This is a genomic window from Endozoicomonas sp. SCSIO W0465 (genome assembly GCF_023716865.1).
Lineage (GTDB): Bacteria > Pseudomonadota > Gammaproteobacteria > Pseudomonadales > Endozoicomonadaceae > Endozoicomonas.
The window spans coordinates 7,127,001-7,144,138 of the sequence record NZ_CP092417.1; the positions used below are offsets into that span (position 1 = coordinate 7,127,001).

14 protein-coding genes and 1 pseudogene are annotated in these 17,138 nt (G+C 50.4%); 11 read left to right on the forward strand and 4 right to left on the reverse strand.

Annotated elements, in window-relative coordinates; genetic code table 11:
- Positions 1-48: 48 nt before the first annotated feature.
- Positions 49-498 (forward strand): DUF4917 family protein, encoded by a 450-nt coding sequence (locus MJO57_RS32225; RefSeq protein WP_252021759.1) that lies wholly within the window; start codon positions 49-51, stop codon positions 496-498.
- Positions 498-3,650 (forward strand): type I restriction endonuclease subunit R, encoded by a 3,153-nt coding sequence (locus MJO57_RS32230; protein ID WP_371924937.1) that lies wholly within the window; start codon positions 498-500, stop codon positions 3,648-3,650. The genes MJO57_RS32225 and MJO57_RS32230 overlap by 1 nt, the downstream gene beginning before the upstream one ends.
- Before the next feature lie 135 nt (positions 3,651-3,785).
- Here MJO57_RS32230 and MJO57_RS32235 read toward each other — a convergent pair whose 3' ends face one another.
- Positions 3,786-4,826, reverse strand: coding sequence for an IS1595 family transposase (locus MJO57_RS32235; RefSeq protein ID WP_252017335.1), 1,041 nt, complete (start codon positions 4,824-4,826; stop codon positions 3,786-3,788).
- Positions 4,827-4,974: 148 nt separating this feature from the next.
- On the opposite strand from MJO57_RS32235, the gene uvrD reads away from it, so the two are divergent.
- Positions 4,975-7,164: a DNA helicase II gene (uvrD, locus tag MJO57_RS32240; protein ID WP_252021761.1), complete on the forward strand. Its 2,190-nt coding sequence runs from the start codon at positions 4,975-4,977 to the stop codon at positions 7,162-7,164.
- 88 nt (positions 7,165-7,252) lie between these two features.
- On the opposite strand, the gene murI is transcribed toward uvrD, so the two are convergent.
- Positions 7,253-8,092: a glutamate racemase gene (gene murI, locus MJO57_RS32245; RefSeq protein WP_252021766.1), complete on the reverse strand. Its 840-nt coding sequence runs from the start codon at positions 8,090-8,092 to the stop codon at positions 7,253-7,255.
- Between the two features lie 199 nt (positions 8,093-8,291).
- Between murI and cdd the strand changes: the two genes are divergently transcribed.
- Together cdd and MJO57_RS32255 are read left to right on the forward strand one after the other, a co-directional pair.
- Positions 8,292-9,200, forward strand: a complete 909-nt coding sequence (gene cdd, locus MJO57_RS32250) for a cytidine deaminase (RefSeq protein ID WP_252021768.1) — start codon at positions 8,292-8,294, stop codon at positions 9,198-9,200.
- Positions 9,201-9,245: 45 nt separating this feature from the next.
- Positions 9,246-9,509 carry a hypothetical protein gene (locus MJO57_RS32255; protein WP_252021770.1) on the forward strand — a complete coding sequence of 88 codons (264 nt, stop codon included), beginning with the start codon at positions 9,246-9,248 and terminating at the stop codon, positions 9,507-9,509.
- A 268-nt stretch (positions 9,510-9,777) separates the two neighbouring features.
- Here MJO57_RS32255 and MJO57_RS32260 read toward each other — a convergent pair whose 3' ends face one another.
- Positions 9,778-11,292, reverse strand: coding sequence for an IS66 family transposase (locus tag MJO57_RS32260; RefSeq protein ID WP_252017330.1), 1,515 nt, complete (start codon positions 11,290-11,292; stop codon positions 9,778-9,780).
- Here MJO57_RS32260 and MJO57_RS32265 point away from each other — a divergent pair.
- From MJO57_RS32265 to MJO57_RS32275, 3 genes and pseudogenes are all read left to right on the forward strand, one after another.
- Complete coding sequence (locus MJO57_RS32265) at positions 11,291-11,605, forward strand: hypothetical protein (RefSeq protein ID WP_252021772.1); 315 nt, start codon at positions 11,291-11,293, stop codon at positions 11,603-11,605. The genes MJO57_RS32260 and MJO57_RS32265 overlap by 2 nt on opposite strands.
- Positions 11,606-11,641: 36 nt before the next feature.
- Positions 11,642-11,905: pseudogene (locus MJO57_RS32270) on the forward strand (transposase domain-containing protein); the annotation flags it as partial.
- Between the two features lie 618 nt (positions 11,906-12,523).
- On the forward strand, positions 12,524-14,560 hold the full coding sequence (locus tag MJO57_RS32275; RefSeq protein ID WP_252021774.1) for a hypothetical protein: 2,037 nt from the start codon (positions 12,524-12,526) through the stop codon (positions 14,558-14,560).
- 55 nt (positions 14,561-14,615) lie between these two features.
- Here MJO57_RS32275 and MJO57_RS32280 read toward each other — a convergent pair whose 3' ends face one another.
- Complete coding sequence (locus MJO57_RS32280; RefSeq protein WP_252021776.1) at positions 14,616-14,798, reverse strand: hypothetical protein; 183 nt, start codon at positions 14,796-14,798, stop codon at positions 14,616-14,618.
- Positions 14,799-14,816: 18 nt separating this feature from the next.
- Between MJO57_RS32280 and MJO57_RS32285 the strand changes: the two genes are divergently transcribed.
- The 3 genes from MJO57_RS32285 (at position 14,817) to MJO57_RS32295 (ending at position 17,061) form a co-directional block, all read left to right on the forward strand.
- Complete coding sequence (locus tag MJO57_RS32285) at positions 14,817-15,119, forward strand: MotA/TolQ/ExbB proton channel family protein (RefSeq protein WP_371924728.1); 303 nt, start codon at positions 14,817-14,819, stop codon at positions 15,117-15,119.
- Positions 15,112-15,453 (forward strand): hypothetical protein, encoded by a 342-nt coding sequence (locus tag MJO57_RS32290; protein ID WP_252021778.1) that lies wholly within the window; start codon positions 15,112-15,114, stop codon positions 15,451-15,453. Before MJO57_RS32285 ends, MJO57_RS32290 begins: the two co-directional genes overlap by 8 nt.
- A gap of 231 nt (positions 15,454-15,684) precedes the next feature.
- Entirely contained in the window at positions 15,685-17,061 is a 1,377-nt protein-coding gene (locus MJO57_RS32295) for an FAD-dependent monooxygenase (protein WP_252021779.1), read from the forward strand.
- The last annotated feature ends 77 nt before the right edge of the window (positions 17,062-17,138 follow it).

Below are 17,138 nucleotides of genomic sequence, written 5' to 3' on the forward strand. Positions count from 1 at the left end.
AATGGCTGATTTTCAGCAAGGTGCGTAACTTGAGATGGTAATATAGTGTTGCGCAGAGAGGGGTTTTCTGGCGAGCGTAAAATACACACAGGAAGGAACGATAGTTTATTAGAAGCTATTTTGAGCGAGTGGGAAGCTGATAATATTTCTCCTGCTTTTATCTGTGAAGGTACAGAAGAGAACAAGCGTGAGGCTATTTCTAGTTGTAATTATTTTGAGCGTGTTTTCTTTGAAGTATTACCATCATTGGAAGATACACTAGTTGTGTACGGCTGGGGTTTTGGTGACCAAGATCAACACATCATCAATCAAATAGGAAAATCAACCGTAAAAAAAATAGCTGTTGCAATATACGGTGATGACGATGTGCTGTGTGGAAAAATTGAACAAAAGTTAAAAGCCCTTAATTTAGATAAGCTGGTTTTCTTTGATTCAACAAGTGATGGTTGTTGGAATAACCCGGTTGTAGAAACGGTTGAACATGAGGACGTAGCATGATCACGGAAGACCAATTGGAACAACTCTGTTTAGAGTGGTTCCGCACGGCTGGCTGGGAAGTCCTGCACGGCCCTGATATTGCACCTGATGGCTCAACCCCCATGCGCAGCAATTATCAGGACGTATTGCTCAAGCCAGACCTGGAAAAAGCCTTTACCCAATTAAACCCTCATCTCCCTTCAGGTTGCTTTGAGCAGGTTTGGGCAACGCTGACCAAACCCGAAAGTCTTGACCTGATCACCAATAACCGCCACTTTCACAAGCTGCTGCTGGATGGTGTGCCGGTGTACTACAAAGGCGATGATGAGCAGTGGGTAAACGACCATGCCTTTCTGGTAGATTTTGAATCGGTCGCCAATAACCGGTTTGTGGCGGTGAACCAGTTCACACTGACCGGCACCAAGAGCCCTCGACGCCCGGATATTGTCTGCTTTATTAATGGCATCCCCTTTGCGGTGCTGGAGCTGAAAAGCCCCGGTGATGAGAATGTGGATATCTGGGATGCCTTTAACCAGCTGCAAACGTATAAGGATGAAATCAGCGACCTGTTTATTTTTAATGAGGCGCTGGTGATCAGTGATGGTTATACCGCCCGGGTGGGTTCCCTAACTGCGGACCAGGAACGCTTTATGCCCTGGCGTACCATCCAAAATGAAGAAGACCGGCCAGTGTTGGAATGGCAGTTGGAAACGCTGGTACGGGGCTTTTTCGACCGGACTCTGTTTCTGGATTACATTCGCTACTTTGTGCTGTTTGAGAGTGATGGCGAACGCACCATCAAGAAGATTGCCGGTTATCACCAGTTCCATGCGGTGCGGGAAGCGGTTCGGGCAACAGTGCTGGCAGCACAGGAACAGCTGGGGGAACCAGCCTCGGAGACGTGTCGGGGTGGTCGTATTTTGCCCGGCAGTAAAAAGGCCGGTGTGGTCTGGCATACCCAGGGTTCCGGCAAGAGTATCTCCATGTGCTGCTATGCCGGTATGTTGCTGCAACAACCGGCCATGAATAACCCGACGCTGGTGGTGGTGACGGATCGGAATGATCTGGATGGTCAGCTTTTTAACACCTTCAGCAGTGCCCAGGAACTGTTAAAGCAGACACCGGTGCAGGCCAATGACCGGGAAGCGTTGCGTCAGTTACTGGCGGAAAGGGAGTCCGGCGGCATTATCTTTACCACGGTGCAGAAGTTTGCCCTGCAGGACGGTGAAAGCCACCATCCGCTGTTAAATGGTCGCCATAATATTGTGGTGATTTCCGATGAGGCCCACCGCAGTCAGTATGGGCTGAAGGCGGTATTAACCAAAGAAGGCCAGTACAAGTTTGGCTATGCCAAGCATATGCGGGACGCTTTGAAGAATGCGTCGTTTATTGGCTTTACCGGCACGCCCATCTCCCAGGAGGACAAGGATACCCGCTCGGTGTTTGGGGAGTATGTCTCCATTTATGATATTCAGGATGCCGTTGAGGATGGTGCGACGGTGCCCATCTATTATGAATCCCGCCTGGCCAAGCTGGATTTGAACCACGCTGAAATCCAGCAGCTCTCTGAGCAGGTGGATGAGGTGGTGGAAGATGAGGAAGATATCAACCTCCGGGAAAAGACCAAGGGCGAGTGGAGCCGGTTAGAAAAGCTGGTGGGTGCTACGCCCCGGCTGAAACAGGTGGCGGCGGATTTGGTGGCGCATTTTGAATCCCGCAATGAGAGCATGGATGGCAAGGGGATGATTGTCGGCATGAGCCGGGATATCTGTGCCCACCTTTATAACGAGATTGTGGAGCTGCGCCCCGAATGGCACGACCCTGATCCGGAAAAAGGCGTGATCAAGATTGTGATGACCGGTTCCGCCTCCGATAAGCCTCTGTTGCAGCCCCATATTTACAGCAAGAAGACCAAGAAACGGCTGGAGAAACGCTTTAAGGATGTAAACGATCCGATGAAGCTGGTGATTGTGCGGGATATGTGGCTGACCGGTTTTGATGCGCCCTGCTGCCACACCATGTATGTGGACAAGCCCATGAAGGGCCATAACCTGATGCAGGCCATTGCCCGGGTGAACCGGGTGTTTAAAAACAAGCCCGGTGGGCTGGTGGTGGATTACATCGGCATTGCCAATGAGCTGAAGGCGGCGCTGAAAGATTACACCGATGCCCGTGGCAAGGGTGAGCCGACCTTAAGATCCGAAGAAGCCTATGCCGTGTTGGCAGAAAAAATGGATGCGCTGCGTGGCCTGTTTGCCAAAACTCCACAGGGTGAAGGGCTGGATATCAGCGGCTTTGAAACCAGAGCCCGAGAGCTGTTAGTGCCTGCGGCCAACTATGTGCTGAGTTTGAAAGATGGCAAGAAGCGACTGATGGATTTGGTTCTGGCGGCTAACAAGGCATACTCCCTGTGCAGCACTCTGGATGAAGCCAAAGAGCTGCGGCTTGAACTGGCGTTTTTCTCGGCGGTGAAGGCGGCCATTAATAAATTCACCACGGTGGATAAAAAACGCAGCCGGGAGGAACAGCAATCTGCCCTGAAGCAGATTTTGGATAATGCCATTGTGGCGGAAGGCGTAGCCGATGTGTTTGCGCTGTGTGGACTGGAGAAACCCAATATCGGGTTGTTGTCCGATGAGTTTCTGGATGATGTAAGGCGGATGCCTCACAGGAATCTGGCCGTAGAGTTACTGGAAAAGCTGCTGAAAGACGATATCCGCGCCAAGACTCGTAATAATGTGGTGCAGGAGAAAAAATTCTCTGAACGGTTGCAGGCCACTCTACGCAAATACAATAACCGGGCCATTGAAACCGCGCAGGTGATTGAAGAACTGATCCAGATGGCCAAAGACTTTCAGGCAGAAATGAGCCGGGAAGCGGAGCTTGGCCTGAACCCGGATGAAGTGGCGTTTTATGATGCCCTGGCCAATAACGAAAGCGCCGTTCGGGAACTGGGTGATGAGATTCTCAAAAAGATTGCCGTTGAGATCACCGACAAGCTGCGCAAATCCACCACCATTGACTGGCAGGTGCGGGATAGTGTGCGGGCACGGTTGAAGATTCTGGTTCGGCGGACTTTGCAGAAGTACAAGTATCCACCGGATGGAGCGGCGGCGGCGGTTGAACTGGTTTTGAAGCAGGCGGAGACTTTGGCTTGTGAGTGGAGTGGGTGAATTAGAAATCAGGACTGATTCTGAAAGAAAAGATTTAACTATCGACCAGAATCTTCATTAAAAGAGCTTCGCCATTCTGCATACCTATAAGATTGCTTTGCCTTATGGGTACAAGCATTAAATCAGCTTTAGAGGCTAAGTTACCGTTAATGGTTGGAAGCACCAATGTTCAGTAATTCTGCTGATCAACCGGCCAACAGTTAATTTTTTTGCTGCCGTCAGTTCTCGCCTCCAGGCCAGATAATGGGGAAGGTAACGAGTTGCAACCCCTTGGAATACGCCGCCAATCCAGCGTTTTAAATGACTGTGATAAGAATTTACAGTCTGGATGTGGTAGATGCCTTCAACAACATGTTGACCTGCTGATGTCACCAGCTCCTTGAAGACAAATCCAAGCTTGTCAGCAAGTTTTTCGTGAGCGAGGTGTGCATCCGCACAGACCGTGGCCTGTATCGATATGCGGCCATTTAAATGCCTGCACAATTCATTAGCACTTTCGTTTTCTAATACACCGTCAACGGTATTTCGATTACGGTCCCGAGCCACCATTACCGGGACTTTTCGGGCTTTGTTGGGATCATTACCCCGCTTTCGGGTTGGCCGTGGAAGGCCTTCTCTTTGCCCTTTGAAGGATTCACGGAAAAATGTTTCATCAAGCTCAGTAATGCCACAAAGCTCTTCTGCTTGATCATTATTAATCACTTCAAGAAAGCGGTGACGCCAGCGGAACGCAGTTTTCAAGTCAATGGCATTCTCAGCAGCAGCTGGTCGCAAGACCATAGAGTGAGTCATACCTGCGAGGTACTTGTTCCATTTTTCAGGGTGCCTGAGCCTTGCCAAAGGCGTTCCACTAAAGGCGTTAAACGTTGAGTCGCAAGTCTTGCAGTGGTAGCGCTGTCGGCCATTTCGTATGCCCCAGCGACCAACGCTATGGCTTTTGCATTTGGGGCACCTGGGGTTTTCGGCAAATTGGGCAAGTATGCTCTTTTCTACGTCAGGTGTTGCATTATCGTTATTGGGTATAGATTCACTGTAAACAGGTTCAGAGTCAGTGGTTTCTACTACCTCGGTAACCTCTATTTGAGTACTAAGGAGCGAGTTGTTAAGAATGTCTCGCTGTTCACTGGTTAATGTTGAAATGGAATCAATAAAATTCTGGAAGAGTTCAGATTGCATATCACTCCCCTACAACGTAGATTTTATGGGAGTTTAGCTGATTCAACCATTAACGGTAACTTAGCCGCGCAGTTCCGTTAAACTCTCACTGTTCTTGTATATACTTCCCCATCACAAGGGGTAACCGAACTCTGACTGAAAGACATCTATGGACGTAACCTCAATACTTGACTCACTGAATGATGCGCAGCGCAGTGCTGTTGCAGCTCCCGTCAGCTCTATGCTGGTACTGGCAGGTGCCGGTAGTGGTAAAACCCGCGTTTTGGTTCATCGGATCGCCTGGCTGGTTCAGGCTGAAGCCATGTCAGCCTATTCAGTGATGGCCGTCACCTTCACCAACAAGGCGGCAGCTGAGATGCGTTCTCGTATTGAGGAACTGCTGGGCATCGCCCCAAGGGGAATGTGGGTCGGCACTTTTCACGGCCTTTCCCATCGCCTTCTCCGGGCACACTGGAAGGAAACAGGGCTACCGGAAAACTTTCAGATTCTGGACAGTGATGATCAGCTGCGCGTACTCAAACGGATCATGAAAGCCATGCAGCTGGATGAACAAAAATGGCCTCCACGACAGGCCCAATGGTTTATTAACAGCAAGAAAGATGAAGGGCTCCGTCCTGATTACATTGATCCTGGCTATGACCCATTTGAACGAACCATGGTGGATGTTTATCGCCGCTACCATGACTACTGCGAGCAAGCCGGAGTGGTCGACTTCGGAGAACTGCTGCTGCGCGCGCATGAGCTATTACTGAAGCGAGCAGATATTCTCCAGCATTACCGTGAGCGTTTTCGCTATATTCTGGTGGATGAGTTTCAGGATACCAACGCCGTGCAGTACGCCTGGCTACGACTTCTGGCCGGAGACCAGGATAAACTGATGGTGGTTGGCGATGATGACCAATCGATTTACGGCTGGCGCGGGGCCAGAATTGAGAATATACGTCAGTTTACACATGACTTCCCCAATGCCCAGACCATCAAACTGGAACAGAATTACCGCTCTACCGGCAATATCCTCCAGGCAGCCAATGCCGTTATTGCCAACAACCCGGATCGTTTAGGAAAAGAGCTGCGCACCGACGGCGATAAAGGTGAGCCAGTGCACCTGTACGCTGGTTTTAACGAAATGGACGAAGCCCGATTTATCACAGACCGGATTAAAGATGCCATTTCCAACGGCATGGCCCGCAGTGATATCGCCATCCTTTATCGATCCAACGCTCAATCCCGTATTCTTGAAGAAGCGATGCTCAGGGCTGCGATCCCCTATCGAATCTACGGTGGACAGCGTTTCTTTGAGCGAGCAGAAATCAAAAATGCCCTGGCCTATCTCCGTCTGGTCAGTTCTCCCAATGACGACACCTCTGTGGAGCGGGTTATCAATATTCCGACCCGGGGCATTGGGGAAAAAACGGTAGAAAAGCTCAGAGAGGCTGCTCGAAGCCAGGGGATTTCACTCTGGCAGGCCCTGAAAAACCTCGTGGCATCGTCTGCAGTTGGTGGCAAGGCGGGTAAATCCATGGCGGCCTTTGTCGAGCTGATCGAGTCAATGAACCGTGCCGGTGAAACACTGGATCTTGGCGAACTTTCTGATCACGTTGTCACCATGAGTGGGCTGATTGACCACCACAGTAAAGAGAAGGGGGAGAAAGGTCAGGCTCGGGTAGAAAACCTCGAGGAACTGGTTAACGCCTGTCGTCAGTTTGATATGGATGAGCTATTTCTTGATGGAGATCCGAATGCAGATCAGGCTGAAAAAACCGAAGCCATAACCCCTCTGGATGCGTTCCTGGCCCATGCGGCGCTGGAATCGGGCACCAATCAGGCAGATCAATTCCAGGACAGCGTGCAAATGATGACACTGCACTCGGCAAAAGGTCTTGAGTTTCCCCTGGTCTTTCTGGCCGGTATGGAAGAGGGGTTATTCCCCCACAAAATGTCACTGGATGAAGGCAACCTGGAGGAAGAGCGTCGGCTTTGTTATGTGGGCATAACCCGTGCCATGGAAACCCTGTATCTGACGTATGCGGAAAGCCGACGCCTGTATGGCAGTGAAACCATGAACCGTCCTTCCCGATTTATTCGGGAGATCCCCGGTGAGTTGCTTCAGGAGGTTCGCCTTGGGGGCACCATTACCCGACCGGTCGTAACCCGCATGGCACCCGCATCGCCTGATCATGGACTGTCACTCGGCCAGCGCGTCCATCACAACGTATTTGGCGAAGGTGTTGTTATTAATTATGAAGGTGATGGCAATCAGGCCCGGGTTCAGGTCAATTTTGACTCTGAAGGCGCTAAATGGCTGATGATGGCCTATGCCAATCTTTCTCCGATTTAGTCAGCGCCAGAGGGCTTGCTGAACTGAAAGCAGTCACTTTTATGAAGTACGATCACTTGAATGATTGAGAGTATTGTCGCCACATTCATCATGTTTCATCATGTGAGTGTGGCGTCACGCCTTTTGGCTCCACCAGCAAATACCTCACAATAGCAAACCCCATGTTCTCCAAAGCCGGAACCAGGGCGCTGACCTGCTCAGCCTGCCCGGTGTGCATAAAGTAATCTTGCGGTGCTGAATCTGCTGGAAAAGCATTCGGCCCCAACAGGCTGACAACCCTGCGGGCAATGGCAGCGCCTGAGTCGATCCAATGAATATCTGCAGACAGCTGTTGCAAAGCCTCTCTCAGCAGAGGGAAATGTGTACAGCCAAGCACTACCGCATCCGGCACCAACTCTCCCTCAAGAAAGGGGGCAAGAATCTTTCGCAAATCACGCTCTGAAACCGGCTCACCCCGAAGGTACTGTTCAGCCATCTGCACCAGCTCGCTGGAGCCGACTCGAATCACATGACAGTCCCCGGCAAAATCATCAATCAGCTGATCCGTATAGCGGCGGGCAATGGTGCCCGGTGTCGCCAGAAGGCCGATGCATCGTTTTTCAGAGTACTCACTGGCCGTCTTGATGGCCGGAACCACGCCAACAACGGGAAAATCCAGTTCTTCACGTACTCTGGGCAGAGAGATCGTACTGGCCGTATTACAGGCAATGACGGCCAGCGAAGGATCAAACTGTTCGGCCACAGCATTTAGACAGAGGCTGGTCCGCTCAATCACCTCCACCTCAGGCTTGGGACCATAAGGAAAACCATGAATATCAGAACAGTAAACCACCGGAGCATGGGGTAAAACCTGCTTTATTTCCTGATAGATACTGAGGCCGCCAACACCGGAATCAAAAATAACGATGGGTTTTGCCCTTTTATTCACGGCTGTTTTCACAAGAAACTTCCAGACAAAATGGCGACATAGTGTTTTCAATCTCCATTTCAGACGCAATAAGCGTTATTCCTATTAATGAAGATATCGCAGATCGACAGCATTGAACAAAGAGCGATGGCAATTTCTCCGTTTCCATAGTACATAAAGAGACATAAACAGCATTGAACCCTGCCATGGGAGTAACACTATGAATCACAAGGCTTTTCAGGATCAACTGGCTCAATTCCCGGTTAATGCTGCTGATATTCTGCAACAATTGGTCCACCAGCAGGGCCGACTTGAGCCAGAACAAGTAAATGAGCTTAAGGGCCTGATGGAGTTGACATCTGAGAATCTTCTGAAGGCACTGTTTCCGCTTGCGGCATCCATGAGTACCTGCCCGATTTCACACTTTTCCGTTGGTGCGATTGTGGAAGGCTTTCGCTCAGAAGGACAAGGTCCTGTCTATCTGGGTGCAAACCTGGAAACAGCAGGGCAACCATTAAAAATGACCATTCATGCCGAACAGGCAGCCATCTGTAATGCCTGGCATCAGGGTGAAACCCGACTGTGCCGTCTGATAGTCAATGAAGCCCCCTGTGGTCACTGCCGACAGTTTATGAACGAACTCCATGGGATCAACCAGATGGATATCCTGGTCAGTCCACTCGATAGTGGCCAACAGCGGCAATACAGAATCTCAAACCTGCTTCCCGATGCTTTTGGTCCCGGAGATCTGAAACAAAGCACTCGACTGATGAGCCCATCACAGCTCTCATTTGAAAGTCCGAATCCTGTCGACAAGCTGGTCAACGCAGCAACTGAAGCAGCCCGGAGGAGTTATGCGCCTTATTCCGGTTGTCACTCAGGCATAGCTCTTCTTATAGATAATGGAGATATAGTTTCTGGTAGATATGCTGAGAATGCAGCATTCAACCCGGGAATGACGGCCGTAGAGGCCGCTTTGGTTAATCTCCGTCTATCCAGCCTTGCCGAGAATCAAGGCAAGGTTATTGATGCCGTCCTGGTTGAAAGACAGGCTCCCATCTCTCATCAGGGCGTGACCGCTTCAATCATAAGTCATATAGGGGCAGAATTACGCTATTTCGTTGTGTAAACTTTAAGGAACTCATTAAACATGATTGAGCAAGGAGGCCAGATCGTGAGTTCAGGTTACAGAGTTGACCCATCATCCTCTCCCCATCTTGACTACGGTCAAGGCAATGATGACAGTCCCGGTAAAAATGATGGCAGTGCCAGCGCTGCTTCAACAAACCATAAGTCTTACATTGACCGATCAAACTCAAGAAAAGGTGAAGATAAATCGCTGGATATGCGTAAAGCTCGTAAAAAAAACAAACGCAAAAAGAAAAAAATCTCTGAGAGAAATACCAGGGAGTTTGATGACAATCAAACCAATGGCTGAAGGTAATTATTAGAGGCTCTTGTAGGATTTCAGACTGCTACTGGGTTGAACATTGCTGAAGCCCTTTATCTACAAAGGTTGTCAGCATATTGTCCGGTAATGTTGCTCAATCCTTGTTTTTCGTGACCTACAGTCAGTTTTCACTGTAGAGCAGTTCGTAATCAAAATAGAGCCTTATTAGATTGCCTTTTTGCTCCAACAGAGAGACAAAAAATAAGTATAAATGAGAATCATTATCACTTGATCTTTTCTCTTTGTTTAATGGTAACTATTCAGCACTGAGCAAAGGCATATTACAGTAATTCCGAACAGCTCTATGAAGTGATTGATATATGTCCATTCCCTGTTTTCTGGCAGACGACAAATAGCTGCGAATCCGTGCAAACATAGAACCACCGTCTGCACTCCTGAAGCAGCCTGAGATTTTCTGCTTTAACTTGGCCATTCGAACATCCCGCTCACTGCCATTGTTATCGAAGGGAATGGTAAAATCTGACATGAAGCGCAGTGTCTCAGCCTTGAACTCAGTGAGTCGTTTGAAGAGATTGTAAGCTTTAGTATTCTTGACTTTCTTGCGCTTAAGCTCCTCTCGTTGCTTCTCCATATAGACGACTTCTTTCATTAGAGCCCGCTGAAGCAACCGGTCATAAATCTTCTCGATTCGTTCACAGACAACACTTGGCATCTGTAGCATACCTATGGTCTTAAAGCCCTTGCAGTAATGCCAGGAAAGCCTCAGTAGCTTCATCAATCGCAACGCCAGTTGATTGCTGTCCCTATCAACAACACCCAAAAGCTCCCTCAGGTGATGGGCATTGCAAAGTACGTGAGTTGCCGCATATGCAAAATAGGATTTCCAATGATCATGAACCAGAACGCCTGCAAATGTTAGCAGTATGCCCATCGTGTCCATGGCCTCACGACCTCGCTTTTCAGACAAGTAGTAGAGCGTCCATTGTTCATCCCGCATAACGTGTAGCCAGTGCAAAGAGCCCTCGGCCCGCATACCCGTTTCATCGGCTCCGGCAACAGACGATTCCCGCAAGGCGTCACGAATAACCTCTTCAGTAGAAGCCAGATTTTCATAGGTTCTGGCCACAAAATTGGCGACAGTGCCTGCACTTACACTCATTTTATAGAGAGTATTAAAATACTCTGACACGCGCTTAAAAGGCAGGAAATGGTATTGGTTAAGATAGACGGCCATAGCCTGTGTGGCTGAGCCATATTGTGCGGCAGCGGTAACACCTTCCGGGAATTCAGCCTGATTCCGACAACCACAAGTGCAGATTTTTACTTCAGCTCTATGGGCCGTTACTTCAAATTCACCCGGTCTCCCTGGTTCAAACACCTGTCGTTCAATATATTTGACCGGCTCACTATCAAGAAGAGACGCCTGACATTTATTGCATTCTTTAACCGGAAGGTACTCAATATAGTCAGGGATATCGACCTGTTTAAGACAAGTGCCCTGATGCCCTTTCTTTCCACCGGCTTTATTACCAGAAGACTGTCTCAGACTTTTAGGATTGGGTTTTTCATCCGATGGATCGGTACCTTTATCTGCGGAAAGGTCGTCAGAATGATCTGGAGAATTACTGTTTTTACAAGGTTTTTGATAACCATCAGACGATGGCGGCTTGCTGCTGTTTTGACTGTTCTTGCCAACCTTTTCTTCCAATTCTCGACATCGCTCTTCCAGACAGGCAACTCTCATCCGCAGCTCTGCATTCTCTTTCAAGAGAATCTCAGCCGACATAGTTGCGGGTAGTTCTGGAATCATGCTGGCGAATATTGTGGAAAAATGGTGCTTAAGAGGATGGTATAAAAATCAGAAAATTCCAGATTTATGTGGGGGTGCTGAACAGTTACGTTTAATGAAAGTTTGCGTCCATTTCCCTGAAGCCGTACAGGTGGCAAACGATTCCAGGCCTGCGGGGCTGGTTCAGGTGCAAGTGATAGAAGACCAACCCGTTCGAGCCAATCCTGGAGTCTGCTTGACTCTATCAACACCCAAAGGGTATCGCATTGAACTTGAGCCGGGATTTGATGCTGATTTGTTGCATAAAGTGCTCAGGATTGTGGAAACAGCATGATAACCCATACATCTCAACTGAAGGTGTATCTGTTTGCTGGATATTGATAACAACGCTGCCGAGCGAGTGATCAAACCCTTTGTGCTTGGCCGCAAGAACTGGCTATTTGCCCATAGTGTCAAAGGTGTGCGTGCAAGTGCCATTCTCTACAGCCTGGTAGAAACTGCCAAGGCGAATGGGCTGGAGCCTTACGCCTGGCTGACGTATGTCCTTAAGCAACTGCCAGAACCGGGGCCGAATGACAGTGTTGAATATTTGCTCCCGATGAATTTATCTCCAGCAGATATTCGCCAAGCCTGATATATAGGAAGGCTCTAACTTTGCCCCCCCATCTTCGATACCACTGTATTGAACCAATAGAGCCAGAGATAGTCAGTGAATAACCACTACGACCTATCATCGGTATTTACTTATATGGATTCCCATTTCCCTTGCTGGCCTCCCCATCAACCTCAAATATCCTCCTTTGATCATCAGTACGTAGAAGGACTTAGGTCACATTATGCTCAGGCAGGTCATAGACAGGTGGGATTCATACAACACTCACAAGGACAACCAGCCCCTCGGCCCGATTTGTCGATGGCAAACCATGACCGTGCGGGCCACGGATTGCATCAGCGGCTTCAAGCATTGTCCCTTCGAAACCCATCCAATGTTCAGCCAGGAGGATGTTATCTACAGCAGGGTAATGAACAGCGTTTCCGTGAGGGGTTTCAATCCTTAAAACAGAATCCACAACGAGCTCTCAACATCACAGAAAGGATATTGGCTCAGGGTGCCAATCTTTCTCCGCCTGACACTCAAAGTGCATACCTGTTAAAAGTGAGAGCACTCTTTCAGTTAGGGCGTTTTGATGATTGTCTGCATATATTTGAAACATTGGAGCAGAGCGAGATTCCATTAAATAACGGATTTCTGATGGCAAAAGGCAGAGCGCTTCAGGCCAAGTTCAGACTCACGGAAGCACTGCCTATTTTTCAAACGCTTTATAATCGCTCAAAAAATGAAAAAGAAGTAAAAGTTAATGGACTGGCCCTTGGCCGGCTAAACCAGATAATGGGCGGCAGGGACAACCTGGAACGGGCGCTGGACATCTTTACCCGGCTGCGCACCCGGGCCGCCAATGGTCAGGCGGACACCCCCTGCGACGACAAAGAGATCGAACTGGCCCTTGGCCGGCTAAACCAGATCATAGGCGGCAGGGACAACCTGGAACGGGCGCTGGACATCTTTACCCGGCTGCGCACCCGGGCCGCCAATGGTCAGGCGGACACCCCCTGCGACGACAAAGAGATCGAACTGGCCCTTGGCCGGCATTACCAGATCATGGGCAGCAGGGACAACCTGGAACGGGCGCTGGATATCTTTACCCGGCTGCGCACCCGGGCCGCCAATGGTCAGGCGGACACCCCCTGCGACGACAAAGAGATCGAACTGGCCCTTGGCCGGCATTACCAGATCATGGGCAGCAGGGACAACCTGGAACGGGCGCTGGATATCTTTACCCGGCTGCGCACCCGGGCCGCCAATGGTCAGGCGGACACCCCCTGCAACGACAAGGACATTGAGTTAACCCTTGGCCGGCATTACCAGATCATGGGCGGCAGGGACAACCTGGAACGGGCGCTGGACATCTTTACCCGGCTGCGCACCCGGGCCGCCAATGGTCAGGCGGACACCCCCTGCGACGACAAGGACATTGAGTTAACCCTTGGCCGGCATTACCAGATCATGGGCGGCAGGGACAACCTGGAACGGGCGCTGGACATCTTTACCCGGCTGCGCACCCGGGCCGCCAATGGTCAGGCGGACACCCCCTGCGACGACAAGGACATTGAGTTAACCCTTGGCCGACATTACCAGAACATGGGCGGCAGGGACAACCTGGAACGGGCGCTGGACATCTTAACCCGGCTGCGCACCCGGGCCGCCAATGGTCAGGCGGACACCCCCTGCGACGATAAAGAGATCGAACTGGCCCTTGGCCGGCTAAACCAGATCATGGGCGGCAGGGACAACCTGGAACGGGCACTGGACATCTTTACCCGGCTGCGCACCCGGGCCGCCAATGGTCAAGCGGACACCCCCTGCGACGACAAAGAGATCGAACTGGCCCTTAGCCGGCTATACCAGATCATGGGCGGCAGGGACAACCTGGGACGGGGGCTGGACATCTTTACCCGGCTGCGCACCTGGGCCGCCAATGGTCAGGCGGACACCCCCTGCGATGACAAGGACATTGAGTTAACCCTTGGCCGGCATTACCAGATCATGGGCGGCAGGGACAACCTGGAACGGGCGCTGGTCATCTTTACCCGGCTGCGCACCCGGGCCGCCGATGGTCAGGCGGACACCCCCTGCGACGACAAAGAGATCGAACTGGCCCTTGGCCGGCATTACCAGATCATGGGCGGCAGGGACAACCTGGAACGGGCGCTGGACATCTTTACCCGGCTGCGCACCGGGGCCGCCGATGGTCCGGCGGACACCCCCTGCGACGACAAAGAGATCGAACTGGCCCTTGGCGATATTCATGTTGACTTAAACAACTGGGATCAGTTCGACCAAATGCAGCTTGGTAAAAGGGGTTTTGAAGGCTCAGAAGTGGACTTGTGTATCAGTATCCGTTACTTCAAAGAGTGCATTTATTCTTGTCAAGATAAGGACATTCTAATGCGTTTAGCCACAGCCATTCATCATGCATGTGAGGCAATAGAAAAAAGTCAGTATCTCGATGCCTCATCTCTTAGCCAGCTAGGACACTGCGTTCGTATCGCCGCAACACTACCTGCCGGGAAAGTACGGGATGACTTTTCAAAGGATGAGATCAACAACCTTGTTACTATATTTTTTTCAGAAGCTCAAAGCCTGAACCCTAACAGGCAGGACCGGATCAAAAATGAAGATTGGAGGAAAGCAGAGAAAGCGTTTTTAGCCAGGTTATCCTCAGGATAACCTTGTTCTCTATCAAACTCAGCCTAAGTATTACAATATGCGGTTGGCCAACCGCTTACGTTCCTTCGGCAATCTGGATCAAACCCAGAACAGCACCAAGCTGAAATCGGCATTCAATTTTAACGAGCTGTACATTACCGTCTGGCTGAACAATTGGAACAAAGCGTTTTATGATGCTCTGGCAGAACTGAACGTTGAGGCCCTTTATCCTCTGCTGTTTGAGTTGGCGTAAAGCCATTGTCACTGGCTACAGGATGTGCTGGCTGATAAGTTGCACCACCAATTGCTGCAGTGGAAGGCACAGCTGGACAGTAAAATGGTGATACTGACGGCTACGGCAGCGGTTGCGCCGCTGCTGGGACTGTTGGGTACGGTCAGTGGCATGATTCACACGTTTGAGATGATGAACCTGTTTGGTAACCAGGATCAGACTATGTTGGCGGGGGGAATCTCCGAGGCGCTGGTAACCAACGAACTGGGCCTGGTGGTGGCGGTGCCGGTCCTGCTGATACATGCCTATATCAATCGCCGTCGCCGAGGTAAAACTGCAGGTGACTGAACTGGAAGTGTCCCTGCCAGAGTTAACCTCCCCCATTGCCATTAGCAAGGCTCCCCTGGCCAGCGTATTGAGCTTTGATACCGAGGTACTGGTCGCGGCAATCACCACCTTCAACCTTAATGAACTGGACGAAATACCAAGAATGATGCCCCCTATTTCGGTCAGCCTCCCAGTGCAGAAAAGCGCTATTACCCATACAGACATACCCCTCGTTCCCATGCTCTGCGTGGGAATGCATACCGGAGCCTGCCAGATGCAAAACAATCTATTTATGCCCGGAATCATGTATCAGGTGAGCGTCAGGACAACACCATCTAAAACCTGTGACACTTAATCCAGATAATCAAGCTTCTCATTTATTCCCGGGCACCACACATAGCAGCTGGGCGAAAGAGCAAGATGGCTCAGGTTGAATATCTGGCGCAACATTCCTCTTATTCCAACAGCTTCCCCCTATTAACCCCGGATACTGCATTTGACTAATTCCACTCTCGATGGAAAGATCCCGATCGGGACAAATCGGATTCATGGTGTGCATTGCTGCACTGGCTTATGACGCTTACTTATGAAAAGAACAGACGCATGCGGGCATAGTGATGATCAGCAACACTACGATGTACTTATTGTCGGTGGCGGTATGGTGGGTGCCACGATCGCCTGTGGCCTCGGTCAGCAAGGCATAAGGGTTGCGGTATTCGACCACACTGAGCCATCCCCGTTATCAGTTGATGCCCTGCCCGGGTTACGAGTATCTGCTCTCAGCACTGCCTCTGAAAGGATTCTTCGCCAACTGGGGGCCTGGTCACATATGCAGTCCATACGTATGACGCCCTATCGTCGTATGGCGGTATGGGAAAAGCTGCACTCCCCCTTTGGCAAAGAGATAGATTCAAGAGCAAATCGCGTTGTGTTTGATGCCCAACAGATTGATCATTCACAACTGGGTTTTATCGTTGAAAACCGGGTGACTCAAGCGGGCCTGCTGGAAGCCATCAAATCCTACCCCTCCGTCTCTTTTTTCTGTCCGGTCAATATCGAGAAAATTCACACGTCTTCGGTGTCCCCCATGATTGAGTTATCCGATGGTCGTCGCTTTTCTGGTGATCTTTTAGTGGGAGCAGACGGTGCTAATTCACGGGTTCGTCAGGCTGCGGGCCTGGCCATGGAGCAACGGGACTATGAGCAACAATGCCTGGTGGCAACGGTTGAAATTGCCGGCGGTTGTCAGGACATTACCTGGCAGGCCTTTACCCCAACAGGCCCCGAGGCCTTTTTGCCATTGCCGGATATTAATGGCAGAAGTTACGGCTCTATTGTCTGGTATAACCATCCGGAAAAGGTTCGACAGCTACTGACACTCTCCAATGAGGCATTCATTAAGGAACTGGTCACCACATTCCCTTCTGCGTTGCCTGAAATTATTCAGCTGCACGAGCGAGGAGCATTCCCCATTGCCCGGCGACATGTGACGGAGTATTTCCGACCGGGTGTCGTTCTGGCCGGTGATGCAGCCCACACGATAAATCCCCTGGCAGGCCAGGGTGTAAACCTTGGTTTACAGGATGCAGCCTGGCTGGTTGAAATTCTGGTTGATGCCCGCAGGGCAGGTGAAAACCCGGGAAGCCCGGAGGTTCTTATCCGGTATGAGAAGGCAAGGCGCAGAGATAATGCATTGATGATGAACACGATGGATGCTTTTTACCATGCTTTCAGTAATCAGAGTAAACCGCTGCAGCTGCTGCGAAATCTCGGTCTGAGGGTCGCTGGTAAGCTGTCACCCGCAGTCAATCAAGTGATGAAATATGCCATGGGGCTTTCTGGTAAACAGCCCAGATTGGCCGCCGGTAAAAAATATCCATTCAACAGCACTGCAGGGAGTGAAAAACACCTGAAAAAAGATAGGCTCTATTTTGATTACGAACTGCTCTACAGTGAAAACTGACTGTAGGTCACGAAAAACAAGGATTGGGCAACATTACCGGACAATATGCTGACAACCTTTGTAGATAAAGGGCTTCA